The sequence below is a fragment of the Fluviicola sp. genome (assembly GCF_030151805.1).
GTDB lineage: Bacteria > Bacteroidota > Bacteroidia > Flavobacteriales_D > Crocinitomicaceae > Fluviicola.
Genome location: NZ_JASLCN010000436.1, coordinates 1 through 4,851 on the forward strand (window position 1 = coordinate 1; position 4,851 = coordinate 4,851).

At 42.0% G+C, this 4,851-nt stretch carries 7 protein-coding genes; 6 read left to right on the plus strand and 1 reads right to left on the minus strand.

The annotated features are described in order from the left end of the window. The 5 genes from Q1V93_RS16535 to Q1V93_RS16555 all read left to right on the plus strand — a co-directional run. The coding region (locus tag Q1V93_RS16535) for a squalene/phytoene synthase family protein (RefSeq protein WP_300666183.1) at positions 1 to 554 on the plus strand (554 nt) is incomplete at its 5' end. Between the two features lie 3 nt (positions 555 to 557). Continuing rightward, positions 558 to 1,079 carry an isopentenyl-diphosphate Delta-isomerase gene (gene idi / locus Q1V93_RS16540; protein ID WP_300666184.1) on the plus strand — a complete coding sequence of 174 codons (522 nt, stop codon included), beginning with the start codon at positions 558 to 560 and terminating at the stop codon, positions 1,077 to 1,079. Beyond that, positions 1,076 to 1,480: a 6-carboxytetrahydropterin synthase gene (locus Q1V93_RS16545; RefSeq protein WP_300666186.1), complete on the plus strand. Its 405-nt coding sequence runs from the start codon at positions 1,076 to 1,078 to the stop codon at positions 1,478 to 1,480. Before idi ends, Q1V93_RS16545 begins: the two co-directional genes overlap by 4 nt. A gap of 61 nt (positions 1,481 to 1,541) precedes the next feature. Continuing rightward, positions 1,542 to 1,862 carry a hypothetical protein gene (locus Q1V93_RS16550; RefSeq protein ID WP_300666188.1) on the plus strand — a complete coding sequence of 107 codons (321 nt, stop codon included), beginning with the start codon at positions 1,542 to 1,544 and terminating at the stop codon, positions 1,860 to 1,862. Between the two features lie 131 nt (positions 1,863 to 1,993). Then, positions 1,994 to 3,301, plus strand: a complete 1,308-nt coding sequence (locus Q1V93_RS16555; RefSeq protein WP_300666189.1) for a deoxyribodipyrimidine photo-lyase — start codon at positions 1,994 to 1,996, stop codon at positions 3,299 to 3,301. Positions 3,302 to 3,426: 125 nt separating this feature from the next. Here Q1V93_RS16555 and Q1V93_RS16560 read toward each other — a convergent pair whose 3' ends face one another. Then, entirely contained in the window at positions 3,427 to 4,059 is a 633-nt protein-coding gene (locus Q1V93_RS16560) for a carboxypeptidase-like regulatory domain-containing protein (protein ID WP_300666191.1), read from the minus strand. A gap of 166 nt (positions 4,060 to 4,225) precedes the next feature. On the opposite strand from Q1V93_RS16560, the gene Q1V93_RS16565 reads away from it, so the two are divergent. Further along, positions 4,226 to 4,851, plus strand: a 626-nt coding sequence (locus Q1V93_RS16565) for an IMP dehydrogenase (protein ID WP_300666192.1), incomplete at its 3' end; no start/stop codon positions are given.

Consider the following 4,851-nt stretch of genomic DNA (forward strand, 5'->3'; position numbering starts at 1 on the left):
AATACCAGATTGATCCCCAATTGATCGATTTATTTCTTCAATCTATGGAAATGGATCTGGAAAAAACGCAATATGAACGTCCGGTTTATGAACGCTATATTATGGGCTCGGCAGAAGTAGTCGGATTGATGTGTTTGAAAGTATTCGTGAAAGGCAATGAGGAAGCTTACAACAGCTTAAAGGATTCTGCCATGAAACTGGGATCTGCGTTTCAGAAAATCAACTTTTTACGGGATTTGAATGCAGATTATCATCAATTGGGACGAACGTATTTTCCGGAGATGAATTTCGACCGGTTTGATTGCACCATGAAGCAAAAGATTGAGCAGGAAATTGAAGTGGATTTCAAAGCCGGTTACGAAGGTATCAAACGCTTACCCAAAGATGCGCGATTCGGAGTTTACATGGCTTATCGCTACTACGTGAAACTCTTCCATAAAATCCGGAAGACGGACGCTGAAGTCATTTTGGGAGAAAGAATCCGGATTCCCGATAATAAAAAGTATCGTTTGCTTTTTACTTCTTATCTTCGCCATAACTTGAATATGTTGTAGATTTTGGAAACAGTTATTTTGGTCAATGAGCAGGATGAGGTGCTTGGCGTTATGGAAAAAATGGAGGCGCATCAAAAAGGGGTGTTGCACCGGGCTTTTTCTGTTTTCATTCACCACAACGGAAAAATTCTCCTGCAACAACGCAGCTTAAACAAATACCATTCGAACGGTTTGTGGACAAACACGTGTTGTTCCCACCCACGCTTGAATGAATCCCTGGCTGATGCAGGAAGTCGTCGTTTGAAAGAAGAAATGGGGATTGACTGCCCGGTAAAACCAGCTTTTCATTTCATCTACCGTGCACAACTGGATTCCGGTTTGATCGAAAACGAATTGGATTATGTACTCGTTGGTTCCTACCAGGGAATTATTTCTCCCAACCCGGATGAAGTGATGGATTACAAGTGGATCGACTGGCATGAATTGACAACTGATATTACAGCGCATCCGGAACGCTACACGGCCTGGCTTCAGATACTTATTGCCGATCACAAACAACCAATTGAAGAAATCCTTTTCTCATGAAAATCTTTCGCGTAGAACAATTCAATGCAGCTCACCGTCTTTTCAATCCGAAATGGGACGATGAAACAAATGACCGCGTTTTCGGGAAATGTAACAATCCCAATTTTCACGGACACAACTACAAACTGGAAGTAGAATTGGAAGGACCGATCAATCCTGAAACCGGATATGTGCTGGATATGAAGAAGCTTTCGGAAACCATCAAACAGGAAATTATCGAACGCTTTGATCATCGAAACCTGAACCTGGATTGTCCGGAGTTCAAAGACCTGATTCCATCTGCAGAAAATATTGCACTCGTTTGCTGGAATATTCTCCGCGAAAAAATCCCGTCGCACTTACAGCTAAAAGTTCGCTTATGGGAAACTCCCAAAAACGGTGTTGAATACGACGGGAACTAAAAATTGAATTCATAACAGGGAATTTTGAATCTTTGTTATTTTTGTTAAATAGAAACAAAACATGAGAGCGCTTTCGGCAATTGGCTTTGTAATCAGTATTATCGGCTTACTTTTGGTTTGCTACAACCAATTTGCGGTCATTCCTTTTCTGACTGATCTGAACAGCAGCGACGAAATCCGTGTGAATGAATTCACCATTACCCTTCGTCAAAATTACGAGACGCAACTCTTTTTCATCAGCACGCTGAGCATTATTGTGGGCGTTTTCTCCGTGTTATTCTGCTCCATGGTTTACCTGCGAAAAAGAACCCGGATGACTTTGATCGGAACCATTTTAGGAGTGATCGTTGCGGTGATGGGAATTGTTCATTCCTGGTACTAGAAAAGTTCAAAAAGTTGAAAGAGTTCAAAACAATGGATAAGTAAACGTGTTTAAATGATTCTATTTGAATATTTGAACAAAAAAATCCTGAGCTTGTCGAAGGATGAACACTCAACAAAAACAAGTCTCTGATGGAACAACTGACACTTTTCTGGCATCGCAGGGATTTGCGGATTTCAGACAATGCCGGGCTTTTCAAAGCGTTAAAAGAAGGAACAAACGTTCAGCCTATTTTCGTATTCGACACAACAATTCTCAATCATTTAGCTCCAAACGATCAACGGGTTTTATTCATTCACCAGACTGTTCAAAAACTTCAGGATGATTACCGCAAAATCGGAGTTTCTTTGTGGGTTTTACACGGAGACCCGAAAACAATCATTCCGGATCTGGTAAAAGAACACCACATCAAAAAAGTATTTTGCAACAGGGATTATGAGCCAGATGCCATTGCACGTGATCAATTTATCTTTGAAAAACTCAAAGAATTCAATTGCATTTTTTCCGGGGCGAAAGATCAGGTTATTTTTGAAAAAGAAGAGGTTGTAAAACCGGACGGCAATCCATACAGCGTTTACACACCTTACATGAAACGCTGGAAAGAAACGCTGAACGATTTCTACCTGAAGCCTTATCCGGTAGAAAACTATTCCGGCATGTTTTCCAAGGGAGACAAAACAGCTATTCCGAGTCTTCAGGATTTGGGTTTCAGTGAAATTCAAACGCAGGATTTCCCATCTTCCGGGATTCCGGTAAGTATTATCGGGAATTACCAAAACACCCGCGATATTCCTTCGATCAACGGAACTTCCAGGTTAAGCCTTCACCTGCGTTTCGGAACCATTTCCGTCAGAGCTTTGGTAAAAGCTGCTTTATTAGGCAATGAAAAATACCTGAATGAACTGATCTGGCGGGATTTCTACCAAATGATCCTGTACTGGTATCCGCGAACGGCTCACAGCGCTTTCAGAAGCGAATACGACCGCATTGAATGGGAATTTGACGAAACACTTTTCAAGGCATGGTGTGAAGGTAAAACCGGTTATCCGTTGGTTGATGCCGGAATGCGGGAACTCAATGAAACAGGCCACATGCATAATCGCGTGCGCATGGTCGTTGCGAGCTTCCTGTGCAAACACTTACTCCACGACTGGCGTTTGGGAGAACGTTATTTTGCTGAAAAATTATTGGATTTCGAGTTGGCAAGCAACGTGGGCGGCTGGCAATGGGCAGCAGGTTGCGGGGTTGATGCAGCACCCTATTTCCGCATTTTTAATCCGACCAGTCAACAGGAGAAATTTGATCCGGAATTGAAATACATCCGGAAATGGATTCCCGAATTCGGCACAGCTACTTATCCGAAACCGGTTGTAGAACACAAATGGGCAAGAGAACGCGTTTTGGAACGCTACAAAAAGGCGTTGAACAGGGAGAATTGATTGGTTTTCGAGTCGTAATTTTCAATCGAAAACAATCCCGAATCCCTTATAAACAGTGGACTGTTCGCAATATCGCGAACATGCAACCAGCAGGAGTAAAACTCCTCCTTTTGCTTTTGTATAAACTACTGCCGCTGAAGCTCTCCCGATCTCCATTTCTGCAGGAAGGTTGCCCACGCAAACGGATTCAAGAGGTTGTTCACAGGAGATTGTCCCATGGTATAGAGTTTCGTGTTGTTTTGATTCACCACATTTCCGAAAGAAAGTGACGCATCGCTGGAAACCATGGATGCGATTGCCGCAAGCGATTTTCCGGATAATTGTTTTTGTGCTCTCAACATGGCATCTTCGTACGGATTCATTTCGATAAATGCCTGTGCAAATGCTTCTTTCGACGGCCATGGATAGACAACCACTTCTTTCAGCTGAATGGTATCAACTGTCATCATGTGAATAATGGAATAGCGGTCCTCTTTCAAACTGTCAGGAACAATGTAGGAAGAAGGTTTGTGACCGTAATACTTGAACAAAATAGTATCTCCCGGCTGCACAACTAACGAGAAAAAACCGTAGATATCGGCAATTGTTCCTCTTCTTACCGTTTTATTATATACCGCTGCGTAAGGCATTTCCTGTAAACTATCCGAAGAAACAACCACGCCCGACAATTGAATCAATCTTTCCTGCTTCTGAGAATTCGCATTCAAAGAGATCGCCAGAATCATTCCTATAAGTCCGTATTTCAACCAATTATTCATGCTACAAGAATACGGAATTTTGAATAATCTCAGAAGGCTTTTCGCTTGTTTAACAATAATTATCAAGAAAAAGCAAAAAAGTTAACAGAAAGTTTAACTAAACCGATTTGTTTCTGCGCGAAAATAATTACTTTTGCGAGAATTTATTTCAAAAATAGGTTCACTCATGGCACTGTCCAATCTTAATTCAGTTAGAGAAGGTCTCACTTACGACGATGTACTCTTAGTCCCAGCATTTTCACAGGTTCTCCCACGCGACGTTCAGTTAAAAAGCAAAATCACACGTAACATTGAGGTAAACACCCCAATTGTTTCCGCAGCAATGGATACCGTTACGGAAGCAAGTCTTGCAATTGCGCTTGCTCAGCACGGCGGAATCGGTGTGATTCACAAAAACATGACGATTGCCGATCAGGCCTTAGAAGTAAGAAAAGTAAAGCGTTCCGAAAGCGGAATGATCCTGGATCCGGTTACTTTATCGGAAAAAGCATTGGTAAATGAAGCACTTAGCTTGATGTCCGAGCACAAAATAGGTGGAATTCCGGTAGTTGACGAAAATCGGAAACTAAAAGGAATCATTACCAACCGTGATTTGCGTTTCGAAAAGAACCACTCGCGCCCGGTTCGTGAAATCATGACAACTGAAAACCTGGTTACAACAAAGGACGGAACAAGCCTTGCAACCGCTGAGGATATCCTTCAGGAAAATAAAATTGAAAAATTACCGGTTGTCGATGCAGACAACACATTGATCGGGTTGATTACTTACCGCGATATCATCAAAGTAAAAAC

Coding starts and splice junctions, on each gene's coding strand:
- Q1V93_RS16545 (WP_300666186.1), top strand. CDS start 1,076: ATGAAAATCTTTCGCGTAGAACAATTCAATGCAGCTCACCGTCTTTTC.
- Q1V93_RS16550 (WP_300666188.1), top strand. CDS start 1,542: ATGAGAGCGCTTTCGGCAATTGGCTTTGTAATCAGTATTATCGGCTTA.
- Q1V93_RS16555 (WP_300666189.1), top strand. CDS start 1,994: ATGGAACAACTGACACTTTTCTGGCATCGCAGGGATTTGCGGATTTCA.
- Q1V93_RS16560 (WP_300666191.1), bottom strand. CDS start 4,059: ATGAATAATTGGTTGAAATACGGACTTATAGGAATGATTCTGGCGATC.